Origin of the sequence: Jezberella montanilacus, assembly GCF_003003055.1 — a bacterium.
Taxonomy (GTDB): Bacteria; Pseudomonadota; Gammaproteobacteria; order Burkholderiales; family Burkholderiaceae_B; genus Zwartia; species Zwartia montanilacus.
Genome location: NZ_PVTV01000013.1, coordinates 82,933 through 100,855, shown reverse-complemented (window position 1 = coordinate 100,855; position 17,923 = coordinate 82,933). Strand labels below are relative to the sequence as shown.

Sequence of the window (17,923 nt, the reverse complement as noted above, 5' to 3'; positions counted from 1 at the left end):
GATGACGACGATGCCGCGCCAACTAAGAACCCGTAAAGACTTTTTAGAGTCTGCAGGAGTGCTGTTAGTTGTGCGTGAGCCTCTGCCTGCTCCCGCTCCTGTTAAAGGGCAGCCTGCAATGGTGGCGGCGAACCCGGCCGAGGGCGTTGAGGTGTTGTTGTCGGTCTGGAATGATGGCCGCGTAGTCGCGTTAAATGGTCACGTCGATCTGGGTACCGGTCTTCGTACCGCCTTAGGTCAAATCGTCGCCGAAGAACTCGCTGTAGACATCTCCAGCGTAGAAGTCGTGCTGGGTGATACGGGTCTTACTCCTAACCAGGGGCCGACGATTGCAAGTGCTTCGATCCAGTTACATAGCGAACCGCTCAGGCGCGCTGCGGCCCAGGCGCGGGTGTATTTGCTCACGCTCGCCGCTCAGCACTTCGATACAAAAGAGATAGAACAGTTAACAGTGCGTGCAGGCGTCGTTTCTTTACGTGAGGGGTTGTCAGGCGCTTCAGTATCTTATGCACAGTTAATCGGGCAGCAACAGGTCCGATTGACGCTTGATCTGGCGGCGCAGGTCAAGTCTTCCGAACATTACACAGTAGTCGGGCAGTCCTTGCCGCGTGTGGATATCCCTGGCAAGGCCACTGGAGAACTGACTTTCGTTCACGACATGCGCCTGCCTGGAATGTTGCATGGTCGTGTGATCCGGCCTCCCTACGCAGGGGTTGATCACGGCGAGTTTATTGGCAATCTTCTAGAGTCTGTCGATGAGTCCTCTATTGCGCATATCCCCGGGATACGTGCCGTCGTGGTGATTCGTGATTTTATCGGTGTGGTAGCCGAGCGCGAAGAGCAGGCCGAGCTTGCTGCCGCTGCCTTGAGCGTTGAATGGAAATCCTGGCCAGGTTTGCCCGATGTCTCAAATTTAGAAAATGCGCTGCGTAATAATCCTGTTACACCCAGACGTCTGGTCGAAGAAGGCGATGTCGATCAGGCGTTGAGCCAAGCGGATCAACAGATGGCCCGCACATACATCTGGCCCTACCAGATGCACGCCTCGATGGGGCCTTCCTGTGCGGTGGCTGCCTGGCACGGTGATCGTGTGACTGCCGAGCATCCTTATCGTTTGACAGTCTGGGCGGGGACACAAAACCCCCATGTCCTGCGCGCAGACCTTGCGCGTCTCTCGGGCCTGGCAGACTATGAAATTGAAATTGTACGCATGGAAGCTGCGGGGTGTTATGGACGAAATGGCGCCGATGATGTCGCAGCCGATGCTTTGCTGTTGTCGCGTGCAGTGGGTGCTTCGGTGCGCGTGCAGCTCACGCGTGAGCAAGAAAATCTGTGGGAGCCGAAAGGCGCTGCGCAATTAATGGATGTGCGGGGTGGTCTGACTCCTGACGGAGCGATCGCTGCTTACGATTTTTCGACTTCGTATCCGTCGAATGGTGCGCCGACGCTGGCCTTGTTGCTCACCAGAACGATTGAGCCACAAGCTGTGACCTATGAGATGGGTGACAGAACTGCCCGTCCGCCATACAGCATCGACAATTTGCGTGTCACTGTCAATGACATGCCTGCGATCTTGCGTGCCTCATGGTTGCGCGGCGTCTCAGCGCTGCCCAACTCTTTTGCGCATGAGTCCTATATTGATGAACTGGCAACTGCTGCAGGGGTGGATCCGCTCGAGTTCAGACTACGTTATCTCGATGATCCCCGTGCCAGAGAGTTATTGCAGGCGACCGCTGACAAAGCTAGTTGGCAGGCGCACGCTTCGCCACAACAGCAACAGGCGCAGGGAGACATCCTGAGTGGTCAGGGTCTGGCCTATGCGCGTTATATCCATAGCAAGTGGCCAGGCTTTGGTGCTGCCTGGTCGGCCTGGGTGGCGGATGTCGATGTCAACCGTAAAACGGGTGAAGTGCATGTCAAGCGCGTGGTGGTAGGACACGATGCCGGGATGACGATCAATCCCAAAGGGGTTGAGCAACAAGTGCATGGCAACGTCGTGCAGACAACCAGCCGCGCCTTGCATGAATCTGTGCGCACAGATGCTAAGACGCATGCGATCCAGTCACGTGACTTTGGCAGCTACCCGATCTTGTCTTTCCGCGAAGTGCCTGTGATTGAAGTGATGCAGATGCCCAGGCAAAACGAACCTGCGCTTGGGGCAGGTGAGTCGGCGTCTGTGCCGGGAACGGCTGCGATTGCGAATGCGATTTTTGATGCGACGGGTGTGCGGTTCAGGCAGCCCCCATTTACGGCAGAGATCATTCGCGCCGCGTTAAATCCTTTGCCCGATGACACTTTCAAAACCAGTTCGACCCAAGCTTCAGCGACCCCAGCTGCCCAGCTGCCTTCCGATGCCGCCTGGCCTCGTCGACGCAAGGTCTGGGTGAGGGCTGGTCTGTTGGCGATGGGGATGTTGACGGCGGGCGCTGCAATGCTCGGTTGGCGCTCAGTAATCGCTCCGGTTGCGCGTCCCGCTCTCGCAACCTATTCTGACGACACCATCGCGCGGGGCAAGGTGCTGGCAGATTTGGGTAACTGTGTGTCCTGTCACACGACTCTGGGTGGTAAACCTTTCGCAGGTGGCCTGGCGATGCAGACTCCTTTTGGAGTCGTTTATGGATCTAACCTTACTCCCGACGCTCAAACGGGTATTGGTAATTGGTCGCTTGCTGCGTTTGAACGTGCGATGCGCCAAGGTATATCCAGAGATGGTCAGCACTTGTATCCTGCATTTCCGTACACCTCGTTTTCCAGGATGACAAGCGATGACATCACCGCGCTCTATGCCTACCTAATGACGCAGGAGCCTGTGAAAAATGTTGTTCAGGAAGCTCAGCTTTCTTTCCCCTTTAGTCTGCGTCCCTTAATGGCGCTGTGGAACGTAGCGTTTCTCAACCCTCAGCCGCTAGCGACCGAGCAGCCGCAGCTTTCTGCGCAATGGTTGCGGGGCGAGTATCTGGTCAATGGCCCTGGGCATTGCACCGCCTGTCATACCCCTCGTAATGCGCTTGGTGCTGAGCAAGTCGGTCAATCCTTTTTGTCTGGGGCACTGGTAAAAGGATGGGAAGCCCCTGCACTCACTGCACTGTCCAGAGCGCCCGTACCCTGGACAGAGCAAGACTTTTTCACTTACCTGCAGTCTGGTTTTAGCCCGAACCATGGCAGTGCTTCAGGCCCCATGTCGACAGTTGTGCAGCAATTGAGTACGGTGCCACAAGAGGATTTACGGGCCATGTCACATTATTTAGCGTCCTACCAGTCAGACACTCAGGCTCAACAGGCTACCCCCGCGCTTGCGAAGGCTGTTGTTGCACAAGCAGCGGAGAGCGCACCTGCGCTGACCGGCTCTGCTCAACGGATGTTCATGATGGCCTGCGGTGCCTGTCACCATGATGGCCAGGGGCCCAAGCTGCTTGGTATGAATGTGCCCTTAGCACTCAATACGAACTTACATAGTGACAGGCCGGATAATGTGATTCGGGTGATTCTTGAGGGTGTGCGCGATCCTGCCTCAAAAGATATTGGTTTTATGCCCGCGTTTGGCGAGTACCTTCGGACACAGGAGATTGCTGAGCTTGTCCGTTATATGCGCGCCAGATATGCGCCAGATAAGGCTGCGTGGGGCAATCTCGAGGGGCAGATTGATGCTTTGCGCAAAGCTGCCGCACTCCCTTGATTAACCCCTGACAACGTCAGTCTTGGGGATGGTCGGCCATAGCGGTTAAACTCTTCGGTTATCTATGGCCAAAATCAATTTTGGCGTCATTGTTCAGTTATTCATTTAAAAAATATTCGGGATTCTCATGGCTCTGCAATGCGGCATCGTTGGTTTGCCCAACGTCGGTAAATCAACCTTATTTAACGCGCTGACCAAAGCGGGTATCGCGGCTGAAAACTACCCTTTCTGCACCATTGAACCCAATGTGGGCGTGGTCGAGGTGCCCGATGCTCGGTTGCATAAGCTAGCAGAAATCGTCAATCCCGAGCGCATTCTTCATGCCACCGTCGAGTTTGTCGATATTGCAGGTCTCGTTGCAGGGGCCAGTCAGGGTGAGGGGTTGGGCAATCAGTTTCTTTCCCATATCCGCGAGACCAATGCCATTGTGAACGTGGTGCGCTGCTTTGAAGACGACAATGTCATTCACGTTGCTGGTCGTGTCGATCCGATCTCAGATATTGAAGTCATCGAGACCGAACTCGCGCTCGCTGACATGCAAACAGCCGAAAAAGCCTTGCATCGTTTTCAAAAGACGGCGAGGTCTGGTGATAAAGACGCCCAGCGAATGGTTGGTTTGATCGAAAAATGTATCACCCAGTTGGACTTGGCCAAACCCATACGTGCTCTCGGTATGGATGCTGATGACTTAGCCTTGTTGGCACCCTTATGTTTTATCACTGCCAAACCAGCTATGTACGTGGGTAATGTGAGCGATAGCGGCTTTATCGATAATCCCTTGCTCGATAAATTAACCGCCTACGCGGCTGAGCGCAATGCACCGGTCGTCGCTATCTGCGCGGCCATCGAAGCCGAGATCGCAGATCTGCCTGACGAAGACAAGGGGGTTTTCTTAGCTGATATGGGCATGACCGAGCCTGGCCTAAACCGCTTAATCCAGGGCGCGTTTAAGTTGCTTGGTTTGCAGACATATTTCACTGCGGGCGTGAAAGAGGTGCGTGCCTGGACAGTTCCGATCGGTGCTACGGGCCCCCAGGCTGCGGGTGTTATCCATACAGATTTCGAGCGCGGTTTTATCCGTGCCCAGACGATTGCCTATGAGGACTTTGTTGCCTTCAAAGGTGAGCAAGGCGCCAAAGAAGCCGGAAAAATGCGTGCTGAAGGCAAAGAATACATCGTCCAAGACGGCGATGTGATGAACTTCTTGTTTAACGTCTAACACTCAACACCTGCTTGAAGTTAAGTTTCAAACAGGTGTTGGGCTTCGTCTGTCGTGGGAGCTAAGCCGGTAGCAAGTAGCTTTGAAATACGCCCACATGTACGATGGCTGAGTCTGATGCGTTTGGCCACAGATCCTCAGTGCGAAAGGCGACATCAAAAGTGGGCTCATCAGCAGCGTGAACGCCGTGCGCATGCGCATCGGGGAATGGATAGGCTGGCGTCTCATGAACCACAACACCTTGCTTGCCGCGGATATACGCGGGCAGACGGATGTGTCCACCAAAGAAATCGTTTCGCACGCGAACCCTATCACCTTTCTTGAACTGATGACGATCAGCCGCATTACTGCGACCTGGTGTGCTGGGCCCAGAAAGCGGGAAAGCGCCGCCTGCAAGGTGTTCGAGTTCTTCTCGCGTCACTAAACCTTTTTCGACGAGTAGAGTTGCCAAACTTGTCAGTGTGCGTTCGTAATAACTTGCTGACATGTAATGGCGGGGCGACATCCGTTCGATTGCGTGACGGTATTCGTCCATATTGAACACCCCATGACGAACCGCCAATCCGTATAGGGCGTTGGCTTTTCTTTCCCACTCTTCATGAAAAACCGCTGCGTCTCGACCATACTGGACGGTACCAAAGCCCTGCCGGCCACCTAAATCATGTATGCCATCCATCAGTTCAGCTCCCCATCAGGCGTTCAACGCCAATCATGGACTCTTTCGTAACAATGCCTGCCAGTTTGTCTTCAGGCCATCCTATGGTTTCGGCTGGTTGTTGCGGGATGACCATATATCGAGTGTCGGTCGTTGTGTCCCAAACCTTGATTTCAGTTGTCGCGGGTAGTTCAAGCCCCATCTCTTTCAAGACCGTTCGAGACTCTCGAACCGCACGCGCCCGGTATTCGAGATCCTTGTACCAGTCAGGCGGTAGCCCGATAATTGTGAACGCCGTGCAAGAGCAAAGGGTACAGACGATGACATTGTGCAGGTTAGGCGTGTTTTCGAGCGCGACGAGATAACGGTGATGCGGTGGCATTTCAAAACCTAACTCGGCTGCCGCCGCTTTGCCATCTGCAAGCAAACGTGTGCGGTAAGCAGAATCTGTCCACGCCTTAGCGACCATTCGTGCACCATTTGCTGGTACCCACGCCTCATCGGCTGTGTGCCGCGCTTTTTCAATAGCGGCGGCCGGTTCCATGCCCTGAGCGTTCATCACAGACTCGATTGCTTCGATTCTTTTTATTACCGATGCCTGCTCAGTTGCAATAGGGTGATTTTGACTCATCACTCGTCTCCTTTTGTATTCACTTTGGTATTCAATTAATCACTTCGATAGTATCCGAATTCACGGCCTGAGTTGAACCTAAATGTAGCGCTCAGGGTTTGAGAAATCCATACTTGGCAAGAATCGTTTGACCTGGAGCAGACAGAACATAGTCAACAAACTCGTGCGCAGCCCTGGGCTGTCTGGTCGTAGAAGTGACCGCGATCGGATAGGTCACGGGCATAGCGGAGGAAACTCGATAGGCGACGCGAACCTTATCGCCAACGAGTGCGGCATCGGTCGCGAAGACAAAGCCCGCATCCACCTCGCCGCGCACAACGTAATCGAGGCTTTGCCGAACATTCTGGGCGAGAACCGCCTTTGCGGCCACAACATCCCATTGACCTACAGCTTCTAGGGCAGCCTGCGCATAACGTCCAATGGGAACCGAGGCAGGATTGCCGTAGGTCACCCTTTTAATGTTTGGACTAGCAAGCGCTTTGAGGTCGGCCAAGCGTAGTTTGCTCTCCGCGGGCACGATGACAACGACTTGATTCGAAGCAAAATCCTGGCGGCTATCCCTGTTCACCCCTTTTAATGTGACCGCCTTGTCCATCGCTACTTGGTCGGCGGAGGCAAAAACATCCGCTGGCGCGCCATTGATGATCTGCATCATGAGTGAATCGGAAGCACCAAAATTCATGATGACTTTTGTGCCAGGATGAGTCGTTTCAAAGGATTGGCTCAATGCGGTGAAAGCATTAGTGAGACTGGCTGCGGCCGAAACAATTAAATCAGCTGTTTGCGCACGGGAGCAGTCACACAGACCAAGTGATGTGATGAGTAAGGCTCCGAATCGTTTAAGGACAGCGCTGCGCACGTTAAGATCCCTCAGATATTGACGCCGTTGGTTGACGGGCGTCAGACTTGAAGTAAATATTAACTGAAGGCACCTAACGCCTAGTAAATCTGCGCCATCTTGCCCATAAACGCCATCATGGCGAGCAGGGTGGTAATTTGTATGCCGATCGTCCAGCAAAATTTTCGATCGATGATGTCTTCGACGTGAATAAACTTTTTATCCATGTCGATACGTAGATCAGTAATGGATCGATCCAGACGATCGATGGATTTTGCTGTTTGATCCATACGAACCTCAAGGGTGGTGACTCTTTTGTCCATGGCGTGCTTAATAGAACTGCGCCATCTTGCCCATAAACGCCATCATGGCGAGCAGGGTGGTAATTTGTATGCCGATTGACCACGAGAACTTGCGATCGATGATGTCTTCGATTCGCGCAAATTTTCTGTCTATTTTCTCTTCGGCATGGATAAATTTTTTATCCATATCTACGCGTAAATCAGTAATTGATCGATCCAGACGATCAATCGATTGAGCTGTTTGATCCATACGAACTTCTAGGGTGGTGACTCTTTTCTCCATGGCGTGCTTAATAGAACTGCGCCATCTTGCCCATAAACGCCATCATGGCGAGCAGGGTGGTAATTTGTATGCCGATTGACCACGAAAACTTGCGATCAATGATGTCTTCGATTCGCGCAAATTTCTTATCTATTTTTTCTTCAAAATGAATAAACCGCTTGTCTATCCTTTCTTCAAAATGTATGAACCTTTTGTCTATTTTTTCTTCAAAATGAATAAATCGTTTATCTATTTTTTCTTCAGCGTGAATAAATCTTTTATCCATATCGACGCGTAAATCGGTAATTGATCGATCGAGCCGATCAATCGATTGAGCTGTTTGATCCATGCGAACTTCGAGGGTGGTCACTCTTTTTTCCATCATTTCTTTCTGTATGGACTGTATTGTTTCAATGGCGTCAAATGATAGAGGTTGGTACCAGCCCGCACAATACGTAAACATGGCAATTTAGTTGCTTTCGGGACACTATTTGGTAAGCAAAAGTAACTATTTGGACGCGCGCCTGCCACTCGCGACACGCAAACTTAAATCTGACCTGAACCCTGTATGACAATTTGGCAGTGGGTTAATCGGTTATAACTAGGGTTATCCCTTAATTTGCTCAAAGCATCTACTCATGCAGCGCCCCTATCAAGCAAATCAAAAGACCATCAGTGTCTCGCTCCAGTCATTTTTCCAAGGCCTTACAACGGTTTTTTTGGCCTTGTGGCTGAGCACGAGCTATGCTGTTCTGCAAGACGAGATTCAGGTCTACGACGACGAGATCAACGCTAAAGGCGAGTACAGCCTTGAATTGCATGTTAATTCGACACCTTCAGGCCTGACCTCACAAAGTTACCCGGGTGAGGTGATGAATCACGGTAATACGCGTATCACGCCTGAGTTTGCCTACGGGCTCGGGCATGATTTAGAGTTGGGGTTATACGTCAATAGTGTAATGGTTGGCACGCAATGGAATTACGCTGGCTTTAAAGGCCGACTCAAATGGCTGCCGATCCAAGAGAAGAAAGGGGATGGCTTCTTCGCGGGCGTTAATTTTGAGTTGTCGAACACACTGTATCAATACGAGCAGTCACAATATTCGGGCGAGGCGAGATTCATTATCGGTAAGCACTTTGACGAATGGCTAGTCGTGGTCAATCCGATTTTTGATTTTTCGTTTAGTCAGCCTTACACGAACCAGAATCCAATGTTCAATCTCGCCAGTCGCGTTTCGCGCGAGATCACGGAAGGGTTTTCGCTGGGCGTTGAATACTATTCAAACCTGGGGTCGCTGAACTACCCTGTCAACTTGCAGACGACGGGCCAGACGCTCTTTGCAGTCGCCTACGTTGACGCAGGGCCCGTACCGTTTCAGTTTGGTATTGGGCGTGGCTTGAACTCATCCACTGACTCATGGACAGTCAAAGCTATCTTTTCAGTGCCGATTGATTTCTAAACTAGTTCAAAGCTCTGTGTAGCTATTGAAACTTGCTCGTGTCGGATATCCGTCTAATCTTATCCCGCCGTAACCGTTTTTATGCAGGGCGAAAGCCACACCCGCATTCTGTGCTGTGGCCGCATCGACGTGCGTATCACCGAGCATAATCGATTCATTGGCTCGAGTGCCCATTTGTGCCAGCGTGTGCTCGAGTGGCATTGGGTGGGGCTTTGAATACGCTGTGGTGTTGCCACCTGTCACACAAACAAAGAAATCGTGAACACCTGTTCGCTCAAGCGCCTGATGCGCAAAAGCTTCGTTCTTGTTGGTACAGACTGCCATGACGCAGCCACGTGCGGCGCTGGCCTGTAAGAAATCCAGTACACCGGGATACAGCACTGAATCGCCATGCGCCTGCTCAACGTAGTGGATACGGTAAGCGTCGTGCAAAGCCGGTATCGCTGAGGGCGGCACGTCGATCAATGCTGTCGCCTCCGCAATGATGTCCGTCAGCGTGCTGTAGAGATTCGGTAAAACCAGATCAACGGGCAGTTCACGATAGCCGCAATCGCGCAAGGCGCCATTGATGGCTTTACGGATGTCGGGCTCAGTGTGCATCAAGGTGCCATCCAAGTCGAAGATCAGGGACTGATATTCGCCCAGTATTGTTTTTGCTTGACTCATAGTCTCGAGGTAAGCCCTTCTGGTGAGGCTGCGTATCCTGTTAGTGTACGGTCTGCGTGGATCATTTTCCAGTTAATCATCTTTTGTGCCATTTTCAGCACCTGCAAGGTATATGCGGGATCATTAACAACGTTATTAAATTGGCCTGGGTCTTTCTTGAGGTCAAAGAATAGCGGTGGTAGGGCGGCAAAATGTACGTACTTATAGTCTTCGTTCTGAATCACAGATAATGAAGACTCGTCCATGCCAATCCCAAGAAATTCCTCAGGCTTTGAATAAAAAATGTTCCTGAAATCAAACTCATAATGAACCTCGGTCCGCCAGTCCGCCGGCGCACTGCCAGTTTCAACAAAGGGCATCAGTGATTGACCGTCACAGGCTCTGGGTGTGTCAAGTCCCAACCAGTCCAGGATCGTTGGCATCGTATCGATCGTCTCAGTAAAGGAATTGACAAGGCTGCCACGCGTTGCGTCTGCTACCGGGCGCGGATCGCGCACGATCATCGGAATGTGAAAACTCTGATCAAAATAGCCAATCTTGCCCAGCAGATGATGGTCGCCCAGTTGCTCACCGTGATCACTCGTAAAGACGATCAGGGTGTCTTCCCATTGGCCTGTTTTCTTGAGAAATTCAAACACACGGCCCAGTTGATCATCGACATGGCTCATCATGCCGTAATAGCTGGCGCGCATCTGGCGCACTTCAGCCTCAGCCATATCTGCGGATTTGCCTTGACCATTTTCAAAAAACTTTTTGCGCTCGCCCGCTTGAATATAAAAATCGAGCAGCGGGTGTTGCCCAGCCTCAACCGCCGGCGATTCAGCGCGCACAGGTGACGGACAATCGTCAGGGTTGTACATGGCGTGATAGGGCGCACACGCGGTAAACGGCGGATGCGGACGGTAATAACCAAGATGCAAGAACCAGGGCTTATGCTGTGTACCTTGTAAAAACTCAAGGGCTCTTTCGGTGAACCAATTCGTGTCTGAAAGTTCTGCGGGGACAACACTGGGTTTGTTGGTGGCACCAATATCATCTTCGGTCGCACCCATAGGTGCCCAAATCTCATAAGGATTGGCTGGCACGTTAAAGCCGTTGGCAGCAACCCAGGCAAAATAAGCTTCGTTTTTTAAGCCCCAGGAGCCAACCGGACGCCAGCCTTCCATATCAGCCCCCAGCACGGTAAAGCGCGGATCTTGTGCGGCGGTTTCACGCGGATCAGGGGTCGTGGTCGTGTAACCGACCAAGGCCGGCTCGTAGCCCGCTTTGCGTACTTCCAGTGCTAGATTGGTGTGACGGGCGTCGAGCGGGATGGTGTTTTGCACCGCTCGATGCGTCATCATGTACAGACCTGTCAATAAAGAAGCTCGACCAGGGCCGCACGGTACGGCCTGCGTGTAGTGCTTAGCAAAGGTGACACCTTCAGCCGACAGTGCATCAATGTTCGGTGTCTTGATCACAGGGTGGCCGAGTTTCGCCAACGTATCGCCACGCCATTGATCGACCACAATCATCAAAACATTTTTCTTGGATGCGTTCATGCTGTCTTACCTTAAAGAGAGGTTATCTTAACGTTGGATCCAGACGATCCCTGAGCCAGTCGCCAACGATACTGATCGAGAAAGTAGTGAAAACAATAATAGAGCTTGGCGCGAGTAAGACCCACGGCGCAGATTGCACGTATTCACGACCATAGCCAACCATGTTGCCCAGACTGGTCATCGGTGGTTGCACGCCAAGACCCAAAAACGACAAGCCGGATTCGAGCAGAATGACCTCTGGGAAAGTCAACGTCATGCTGACGATGATGCTGCTGGCGATGTTCGGCAGGATATGTCTCAGGTATACGCGCATCGGCGCGGCACCCAGAGCATAAACCGCACTGGCGTAACCTTGCTCGTTAGCTGCGAGCGTTAGTCCCCGGGTAATTCTGGCCATGCGCTCCCAGCCGTAAAACCCCATCAGGCCGATGAACAAGGGCAGTGAATTACCAAAGAAAGCCAAGACGGCAAGCGCAATAATCATGAAAGGAATGGAGGCTTGAAAATCCACCAAGATCAAAATTCCTTGTTCTACCCAACCGCGAAAGTGTGCTGAAAGTAATCCTAACGAAACACCAATGACCGCAGAGATCACCGTGCTCGCAGCGGCGATCAGTAAGCTCACACGGATTGATACGATCAGCCGCGAAAGAACATCGCGACCTAACTCATCGGTACCCAGTAGGTGCTTCAGATTGCCAGATATCCACGCGGGTGGCGAAAGTCGCGCTTTCAGGTCAAGCGACGTGAAAGTATAAGGAGCCAACGAATCTGCAAGGATAGCCACGACTAAGATCATCAATATCCAGACGATACCGACTCTCACTAGCCAGGGGTAACGCCTCCACTCTTTCAGGCATTGGTTGATCATGATTTGCGCCCACTTGACCCGCTGCGCACTCTGGGATCGATCAGGCCGTAGGCCGCATCGACCAGCAGATTGGCCGATATCATCGCCACCGTGATTAGCAGTAAAGCTGCCTGAACGACTGCCAGGTCTCGGTTACCCACTGCAGACACCATCAAACGGCCAACACCAGGCCAGGAGAAAACGTTTTCAACGACCACGGCGCCAGCGATTAGGCCGCCCATCATCAGGCCAGCGATTGTCACGATGGGCATACCGGCATTGGGTAAGGCATGGCGCAAAATCACTTGGCGATAGGTAAGTCCTTTTGCGATCGCTGCCCTCACATAGGGTTGTCCCAACACCTCAAGCATGGACGAGCGGGTGTAACGCGCCAACACGGCGGCCCCGCTGATCGTTAATGTCACGATCGGTAAGAGTGCGTGCCATGGTGAATTAAAGCCTCCACTCGGTAGCCATCCGAGCCGCACCGCAAACATTAAAACCAGCAAGAGCCCCAAGACGAAGCTGGGTAAGGTATGCCCCGCTACCGCCAAACTCATCAATAGACGATCAATCCAGCTGTTTCGATACAAAGCGGCTAAAACACCAGCCGGAATCCCAAGCAAAATCTTGAGAAGGAACGCGGGGATGGTAATGGCCAGTGTCGCGGGCACCGCCTCGAGGACAAGCCCCATCGCGGAGTTCCCGTTACGCATTGACACCCCAAAATTGCCCTGAGCGATGTTCCATAGATATCCCAGAAACTGTTGCCACAATGGCGTGTCCAAACCCCACGTTGCTCTAAACGCCGCAATCGCTTCGGGTGGTGCGTCGGGGGACAAGATCATCATTGCGGGGTCGCCGGTCAATCTAAGAATGATAAAAGTAAAACTGATCACCAAAAATAGTGTCAACAGCGAGCGAAGAAGACGCGCCCTCAGATAGCTCAGCATGGCGATGCTTCCACTGTTGTTAGCGGATAGAGATGACAACTCACCTGATGAGCATCAGTGATCTGACCCAGACGGGGCGACGCTTGTTTGCAAATTTCACTGGCCTTCGAGCAGCGAGGATGGAACGCGCAGCCAGAGGGACGATTGACAGGATTCGGCGGCTCACCTTCCAGGATGATCCTGTCAGTCGCGTCAGGTTTAAAGGGTGAGGCAACAGCAGACAAGAGAGCCTGGGTGTAAGGATGTGCAGGACGTGTAAAGACCTTAGTAACAGGCCCTTGCTCAACAATTTTGCCCAGATACATCACTGCGACCCGATCGCAGATGTGATTGACTACCTTGAGATCATGGCTGATAAACAGCATGGCAAGGTTCATCTGTTTTTGAATATCTTGCAAAAGATTGATGACTTGCGCCTGGATCGATACATCAAGCGCAGAGATAGGCTCATCACAAACGATTAGTTTGGGCTTAAGAATGAGTGCGCGCGCGAGCACCACTCTTTGCCTTTGGCCTCCTGATAACTCATGCGGGTAGCGCTCAAATAAATTTTGACTTAATCCGACTGCGGTCATGATCGCTAGCGCAGCCTCGCGACGGCTGGCGCGATCCAGAATATTTTGGATGTCAAGTGGCTCGATGACTTGATCGATAACCCGCAGGCGGCGATCAAGTGCACCCAAAGGATCCTGATAGACCATTTGCATTTGCTTGCGAGCTGCGCGCCACGTTGCGTTTTTTTGTGCATGGACAGGTTGATCGTCAAAAACTACCTCACCCGAACTGGGCGCGAGTAGTCCCAGCACTAAATTGGCTGTAGTCGACTTGCCGCAGCCCGATTCACCCACGAGGCCGAGCGTCTCGCCCGCCGATAATTCAAAACTGACACCGTCAACCGCATGCAAAGTCTGCTTGTGACCAAACCATCCTGATGACTTGTTGATCAGATATGCTTTACAAAGCTGGTTGACGCGCAATAACGAAGTCATGTCACCACCTCTCCGCTTCGATGGCAGGCGACTGCGTGGCGGCTCGTTGTCATGGTTAGCAGAGGCCTTTCGATCGAACATCGCTCAACTTTGTATTGGCAACGAGGATGGAAGCTGCATCCGCTTGGCAGCCGGCCAGCTTCCGGCACAGTGCCGCCAATCGTCGTCAACCGATGTTTTGTTTCACCCATGTCGGGCAGCGCAGATAACAGGCCGCGGGTATAGGGATGACTGGCATTGCTAAAAAGGTTTGCGGTCTCAGTCGACTCTACAATGAGCCCTGCATACATGACCATCACGCGCTCCGTTACTTGCGCGATCACGCCCAGATCGTGAGAGATCATCACCAGCGCCATCCCGGTTTCGCGTCTGAGCTCATTAAGCAACTCAAGTATTTGCGCTTGGACTGTGGCATCCAGGGCAGTAGTCGGCTCGTCAGCTACAAGCAAATCAGGTTTGCCAGCGAGCGCCATGGCGATCATGACGCGCTGATTCATACCACCCGACAACTCATGAGGATAAGCTTTCGCCCGTTGTGCAGCGTGAGGGATTCGAACTCGGTCCAGCAGTCGAACAGTTTCTCTGGTCAAGGCCTCACCCCGTAAGCCTTGGTGAAGCGTTAACGCTTCGCCGATTTGAGAACCGATTCGATGGGCTGGATTCAAAGACGAAGAAGGGTCCTGAAAAATCATGGCAATTCGACGTCCACGCACTGTCGTCATGACACGTTCGTCGGCGTGCAGCAATTCTTTACCATCAAGCGTGATCGATCCAGTGGACCGTGCGCGCGAACCCGCCAAACCAAGCGCTGCTAGCCAGGTTATGCTTTTGCCGCAACCCGACTCGCCCACAATACCAAGCGCTTGGCCTCTGTCGATCTCAAAGTCTATCCCGTGCAATATCGGGATCAGACCATCGTCATACTGAAAACCCAGTTTTAAATCTCGAACACAGAGTAACGGTTGCGCCGTCGGATCAGTCCATGTCATTTCTGGGGAAGTTTGAGATTAGTCGCCCGAAAATCCATCATGAAAGATTGCGAAGGCTTCCAGCTAATGTCTTTGCGCTTCGCATAGAACACAGCGTTGCGATGCAAGACGGTGTAAGCCGGATCTTCGTACTCGGCGATTTCAAGCATGCGAGCAAATACTTTCTTGCGCTCAGCCAAATTGACAGAGGTTTCAAGTACGTCTGACAGTTTGTTGAATTCAACGTTCGTCCATTCTTTTGTTTGCTGCTGCTGACCATTGGGGCCATGCTGGTTAACCAAAGAACTAACTGGATCGTTGAAAGGCGATGAATTTGACCAATTTCGCACGCCTCGGGTAGGACCTTGCTCAAAGATCTGTTGCCAGTTTTCTTTCATGGTCATTTGTACGTTCAAACCGACAGCGCGCCACATTTCAAGCATGATCTGATCGGTCTGCACTTGATTGGTGTAATAGTTATTGAGCGTACGCATGGGGATGGGTTCGCCTTTGTAGCCAGCCTCTTGCAAGAGTTTTTTGGCTAGCACGGGATCGTACTTGGGTACATGCCAGTCTTTGATAAACATGTCTCCGTAGTATTCCCATTGCAAGCCCGCTGGCACGCTGGTGCGTCCGGCCCAAATCGTTTCTACGATGGCGTCGCGGTCGATAGCATGTGCCATAGCCAGCCTAACTTTCGGGTTTTGCAACGCGCCCGTGTTTTTATCGAAAACAACGAGACGATGGTTAAGAATCGGGCCGCCCGAGATTTCAAACTTGGGATTAGCTTCAACTGTTTTGAACTGATCAGGTGGGATGTCCGTTGCAAAGTCATACTCGCCCGACAACAATCCATTGATGCGAGAAGAAACTTCGGGCACGACGATGTACTGAATTTCTTTGACAGGTGGTTTACCGCCCCAGTAGTCATCATTGGCAGTCAAAATGACATGGCGATCAAGCTTAAAGTCTTTGACTTTGTAGGGTCCTGCACTAATTGGGGCTTGCGACCAAGCGTTCCAGTCCTTAGAGGCCAGATACGCTTTCTTAGAGATGATCTCTGAACCTAAACGGGCAACTCTACCCTCGAGTGTCACGTCGGGCACTGCATTGATCAGCTGCACAGTCTGTGCGTCAATGACTTTGACGCTGATCAGAGAAGGCCATAAGTTTCTCGCGATCGCGACGACCTCTGGCGGAGGTGTGCCCATCCCATTGGGATCAAGCGTGATGCTCTTTTTGCCGGTATCTACCGCAATGGTTTTGGAGTCCTGATTCAGCTCGCGTGGTTTGGATACCCCAAACATGCGCTCTGGTCCAAAGCTGAACGCCACATCTTCAGCGGTAACGAGATCACCGTTGCTGAACTTCACCCCTTTGCGAAGTTTGAATTCGACAGTCCTGTCATCGATCCGCTTCCAGGATTCGGCCAGCGCGGGTTGTGCAGAGAGGTCGCCGGTGGTGTCGAGCTGAATGAGCGGGGCGTATATCATCGGCAGGATGCGTGTCCCGACATTACTCTGCTCACGTAGCGGATCAAGCGCCCCGCTCGTCAAAATTTGCTGTACCGCTACTCTAAGGACTGGGCGGTGGTCTGCCTGCTGCCCAAATACTGACTGACTCAGGGCAAAGCTCAGCGCGGCAGCTAGTAAAAATTTAGTTTTTGAATCGAAAGAGTGCATGGTGGACATCCATTGACAGGCTGGCAAGAAATCTAAACACGGTTGATAAAGCCAGCGAAGCTTAGACAGCTAATGTTTCAATTGAGTGAATGTCCCGCCTTGCGCTATGCTCCTATCAACAAAAAACAAAAGTAGACCGACAACTGGAGACACCATGGCAGTGATGCATTTGATACCCGCCGACAAACTGAGCGCAGCTGTGCGGTATTTAGTGGCTGGTTACGGCAGTGAAGCCCGTGAAATCGAACTCGTGACAGAGAACCTGGTACAGGCTAATTTGACTGGCCACGACTCGCATGGCGTGGGTATGCTTCCGCGCTACACCGAAGCATTCTTGAGTGGTGGTTTAAAGGCCAATGCCCACATTGAGATGCGGATGGATGGCGGCGCCATGTTGGCACTTGATGGACAACATGGCTTCGGTCAGGTCATCGGTCACGAAGCAATGGAGCTTGGCATCGCACGGGCTAAACAGCACGGTAGCTGCATGGTCGCCTTAGGTAACTCACATCATTTGTGCCGCATTGGTGCCTGGGCCGAGATGGCCGTTGCCCATAATCTGATTTCGCTGCATTTCGTTAATGTTGTCTCGCGCCCTATCGTTGCGCCTTGGGGTGGTGCGGATGCCAGATTTGGCACCAATCCATTTACCGTTGGTATCCCGGTCAGAGGGGGCGAGCCCATCTTGCTGGATTTTGCGACTAGCGTTGTTGCGCAGGGGAAGACAAGGGTTGCGCACAACAAGGGCGAGCAACTGCCACCTGGCCAGATGCTGGATGATAAAGGGAATCCAACTACCGATCCCCGTTATGGCGTGATCGAACCCTACGGGGCATTGAGAACCTTCGGTGAGCACAAAGGTTTCGGCATGGCCTTGATCTGCGAACTGCTGGGCGGCGCGCTGGCAGCGGGCATGACTTGCCGTACACCCGCAGACGGCCGTAAAGAAATCCTGAACGGGATGTTTACGATTATTTTTGATCCAGAGAAGTTCGGTCAAGGCCCTTTGTTTCAAGAAGAGATGCAGCAATTTGTTCAATGGGTCAAAGCCTCGCCAGCAATGCCGGGATCCGACGGGGTCAAGCTTGCTGGTGAGCCAGAACGTGTCTCACGCACAAAACGTCTTGCAGAGGGCATCCCTGTTGATGAAAATACTTGGCGCGATATGTTGGCTGCAGCAAGCAAACTGGGGCTTGATCCCAACAAGATGAATCAATTGGCAGGACTTTAA

17 protein-coding genes are annotated in these 17,923 nt (G+C 52.3%); 4 read left to right on the top strand and 13 right to left on the bottom strand.

The genetic code is table 11. The features are described 5' to 3' along the window. The first annotated feature begins 1 nt into the window (after position 1). Both BCM14_RS08165 and ychF read left to right on the top strand, forming a co-directional pair. Positions 2–3,676 carry a molybdopterin cofactor-binding domain-containing protein gene (locus tag BCM14_RS08165; protein ID WP_375318475.1) on the top strand — a complete coding sequence of 1,225 codons (3,675 nt, stop codon included), beginning with the start codon at positions 2–4 and terminating at the stop codon, positions 3,674–3,676. A gap of 127 nt (positions 3,677–3,803) precedes the next feature. Next, positions 3,804–4,895, top strand: a complete 1,092-nt coding sequence (gene ychF, locus BCM14_RS08160; protein ID WP_106227525.1) for a redox-regulated ATPase YchF — start codon at positions 3,804–3,806, stop codon at positions 4,893–4,895. 61 nt (positions 4,896–4,956) lie between these two features. Here ychF and nthB read toward each other — a convergent pair whose 3' ends face one another. From nthB to BCM14_RS08135, 6 genes are all read right to left on the bottom strand, one after another. Then, positions 4,957–5,571 carry a nitrile hydratase subunit beta gene (nthB, locus tag BCM14_RS08155; protein WP_106227524.1) on the bottom strand — a complete coding sequence of 205 codons (615 nt, stop codon included), beginning with the start codon at positions 5,569–5,571 and terminating at the stop codon, positions 4,957–4,959. Between the two features lie 4 nt (positions 5,572–5,575). Further along, complete coding sequence (locus tag BCM14_RS08150; protein WP_106227523.1) at positions 5,576–6,181, bottom strand: nitrile hydratase subunit alpha; 606 nt, start codon at positions 6,179–6,181, stop codon at positions 5,576–5,578. A 91-nt stretch (positions 6,182–6,272) separates the two neighbouring features. Then, positions 6,273–7,040, bottom strand: a complete 768-nt coding sequence (gene modA, locus BCM14_RS08145; protein ID WP_375318474.1) for a molybdate ABC transporter substrate-binding protein — start codon at positions 7,038–7,040, stop codon at positions 6,273–6,275. Positions 7,041–7,120: 80 nt separating this feature from the next. Next, positions 7,121–7,342: a hypothetical protein gene (locus tag BCM14_RS15160; RefSeq protein WP_146129748.1), complete on the bottom strand. Its 222-nt coding sequence runs from the start codon at positions 7,340–7,342 to the stop codon at positions 7,121–7,123. Between the two features lie 7 nt (positions 7,343–7,349). Next, positions 7,350–7,604, bottom strand: a complete 255-nt coding sequence (locus tag BCM14_RS08140; RefSeq protein WP_106227522.1) for a hypothetical protein — start codon at positions 7,602–7,604, stop codon at positions 7,350–7,352. Between the two features lie 7 nt (positions 7,605–7,611). Beyond that, positions 7,612–7,968, bottom strand: a complete 357-nt coding sequence (locus BCM14_RS08135) for a hypothetical protein (RefSeq protein ID WP_146129747.1) — start codon at positions 7,966–7,968, stop codon at positions 7,612–7,614. 253 nt (positions 7,969–8,221) lie between these two features. On the opposite strand from BCM14_RS08135, the gene BCM14_RS08130 reads away from it, so the two are divergent. Further along, entirely contained in the window at positions 8,222–9,043 is an 822-nt protein-coding gene (locus tag BCM14_RS08130) for a hypothetical protein (RefSeq protein WP_106227520.1), read from the top strand. Positions 9,044–9,049: 6 nt separating this feature from the next. Here the strand turns inward: BCM14_RS08130 and BCM14_RS08125 are convergent, their stop codons facing one another. Genes BCM14_RS08125 through BCM14_RS08095 form a run of 7 tightly spaced genes read right to left on the bottom strand, consistent with a single transcriptional unit; the run spans position 9,050 to position 16,692 of the window. Next, positions 9,050–9,709, bottom strand: coding sequence for an HAD family hydrolase (locus BCM14_RS08125; protein ID WP_106227519.1), 660 nt, complete (start codon positions 9,707–9,709; stop codon positions 9,050–9,052). Next, positions 9,706–11,250, bottom strand: a complete 1,545-nt coding sequence (gene pehA / locus BCM14_RS08120) for a phosphoric/sulfuric ester hydrolase PehA (RefSeq protein ID WP_106227518.1) — start codon at positions 11,248–11,250, stop codon at positions 9,706–9,708. The genes BCM14_RS08125 and pehA overlap by 4 nt, the downstream gene beginning before the upstream one ends. 22 nt (positions 11,251–11,272) lie before the next feature. After that, entirely contained in the window at positions 11,273–12,121 is an 849-nt protein-coding gene (locus tag BCM14_RS08115; RefSeq protein WP_106227517.1) for an ABC transporter permease, read from the bottom strand. Next, a complete protein-coding gene (locus BCM14_RS08110) occupies positions 12,118–13,053 on the bottom strand; it encodes an ABC transporter permease (RefSeq protein WP_106227516.1) in 936 nt (311 codons plus the stop codon). Before BCM14_RS08110 ends, BCM14_RS08115 begins: the two co-directional genes overlap by 4 nt. Further along, on the bottom strand, positions 13,047–14,042 hold the full coding sequence (locus BCM14_RS08105; RefSeq protein WP_106227515.1) for an ABC transporter ATP-binding protein: 996 nt from the start codon (positions 14,040–14,042) through the stop codon (positions 13,047–13,049). Before BCM14_RS08105 ends, BCM14_RS08110 begins: the two co-directional genes overlap by 7 nt. Further along, on the bottom strand, positions 14,039–15,031 hold the full coding sequence (locus BCM14_RS08100; protein WP_106227514.1) for an ABC transporter ATP-binding protein: 993 nt from the start codon (positions 15,029–15,031) through the stop codon (positions 14,039–14,041). Before BCM14_RS08100 ends, BCM14_RS08105 begins: the two co-directional genes overlap by 4 nt. Beyond that, positions 15,028–16,692: an ABC transporter substrate-binding protein gene (locus tag BCM14_RS08095; protein ID WP_106227739.1), complete on the bottom strand. Its 1,665-nt coding sequence runs from the start codon at positions 16,690–16,692 to the stop codon at positions 15,028–15,030. Before BCM14_RS08095 ends, BCM14_RS08100 begins: the two co-directional genes overlap by 4 nt. Before the next feature lie 154 nt (positions 16,693–16,846). Between BCM14_RS08095 and BCM14_RS08090 the strand changes: the two genes are divergently transcribed. Further along, the gene (locus tag BCM14_RS08090) at positions 16,847–17,923 is read left to right on the top strand and encodes a malate/lactate/ureidoglycolate dehydrogenase (protein ID WP_106227738.1); all 1,077 of its coding nucleotides are present in this window, start codon (positions 16,847–16,849) and stop codon (positions 17,921–17,923) included.

What these genes read in the sequence shown, in the direction of transcription:
- BCM14_RS08095 (WP_106227739.1), bottom strand. Translation starts at nt 16,692, where the DNA reads ATGCACTCTTTCGATTCAAAAACTAAATTTTTACTAGCTGCCGCGCTG.
- BCM14_RS08140 (WP_106227522.1), bottom strand. Translation starts at nt 7,604, where the DNA reads ATGGAGAAAAGAGTCACCACCCTAGAAGTTCGTATGGATCAAACAGCT.
- ychF (WP_106227525.1), top strand. Translation starts at nt 3,804, where the DNA reads ATGGCTCTGCAATGCGGCATCGTTGGTTTGCCCAACGTCGGTAAATCA.
- BCM14_RS08130 (WP_106227520.1), top strand. Translation starts at nt 8,222, where the DNA reads ATGCAGCGCCCCTATCAAGCAAATCAAAAGACCATCAGTGTCTCGCTC.
- pehA (WP_106227518.1), bottom strand. Translation starts at nt 11,250, where the DNA reads ATGAACGCATCCAAGAAAAATGTTTTGATGATTGTGGTCGATCAATGG.
- BCM14_RS08105 (WP_106227515.1), bottom strand. Translation starts at nt 14,042, where the DNA reads ATGACTTCGTTATTGCGCGTCAACCAGCTTTGTAAAGCATATCTGATC.
- nthB (WP_106227524.1), bottom strand. Translation starts at nt 5,571, where the DNA reads ATGGATGGCATACATGATTTAGGTGGCCGGCAGGGCTTTGGTACCGTC.
- BCM14_RS08165 (WP_375318475.1), top strand. Translation starts at nt 2, where the DNA reads ATGACGACGATGCCGCGCCAACTAAGAACCCGTAAAGACTTTTTAGAG.
- BCM14_RS08115 (WP_106227517.1), bottom strand. Translation starts at nt 12,121, where the DNA reads ATGATCAACCAATGCCTGAAAGAGTGGAGGCGTTACCCCTGGCTAGTG.
- BCM14_RS15160 (WP_146129748.1), bottom strand. Translation starts at nt 7,342, where the DNA reads ATGGACAAAAGAGTCACCACCCTTGAGGTTCGTATGGATCAAACAGCA.
- BCM14_RS08135 (WP_146129747.1), bottom strand. Translation starts at nt 7,968, where the DNA reads ATGATGGAAAAAAGAGTGACCACCCTCGAAGTTCGCATGGATCAAACA.
- BCM14_RS08125 (WP_106227519.1), bottom strand. Translation starts at nt 9,709, where the DNA reads ATGAGTCAAGCAAAAACAATACTGGGCGAATATCAGTCCCTGATCTTC.
- BCM14_RS08110 (WP_106227516.1), bottom strand. Translation starts at nt 13,053, where the DNA reads ATGCTGAGCTATCTGAGGGCGCGTCTTCTTCGCTCGCTGTTGACACTA.
- BCM14_RS08150 (WP_106227523.1), bottom strand. Translation starts at nt 6,181, where the DNA reads ATGAGTCAAAATCACCCTATTGCAACTGAGCAGGCATCGGTAATAAAA.
- BCM14_RS08100 (WP_106227514.1), bottom strand. Translation starts at nt 15,031, where the DNA reads ATGACATGGACTGATCCGACGGCGCAACCGTTACTCTGTGTTCGAGAT.
- BCM14_RS08090 (WP_106227738.1), top strand. Translation starts at nt 16,847, where the DNA reads ATGGCAGTGATGCATTTGATACCCGCCGACAAACTGAGCGCAGCTGTG.